Source organism: Streptomyces sp. NRRL S-495, from assembly GCF_000966955.1.
Classification (GTDB): Bacteria; Actinomycetota; Actinomycetes; order Streptomycetales; family Streptomycetaceae; genus Kitasatospora; species Kitasatospora purpeofusca.
Genome location: NZ_JZWY01001244.1, coordinates 1 through 244, shown reverse-complemented (window position 1 = coordinate 244; position 244 = coordinate 1). Strand labels below are relative to the sequence as shown.

1 protein-coding gene is annotated in these 244 nt (G+C 75.0%); it reads left to right on the top strand.

Annotation, left to right across the window (positions count from 1 at the left end; all coding sequences use genetic code 11):
- Positions 1-244, top strand: a 244-nt coding sequence (locus tag VR45_RS40880) for an FAD-dependent monooxygenase (protein ID WP_045945048.1), incomplete at both ends; no start/stop codon positions are given.

Sequence of the window (244 nt, the reverse complement as noted above, 5' to 3'; positions counted from 1 at the left end):
CCGCTGCACCGGGGGAGTGTCGTCTCGCGCACCGTCGTCGATCTGGAGAGCGACGTCGTCGAACCGCTGCGCCACGGCGCCCTGCTGCTCGCGGGCGACGCCGCGAGCATGCCCACCCCCTCGGCGGCCAAGGGCGCCAACCTCGCGGTACTGGAGGCGGAGCTGCTCGCCGCCGCCCTGGTCGACGAACTCGCCCACGGCGACGGCCGCGCCCTGGCCGACTACTCCCGGCGCTGCCTGGAAT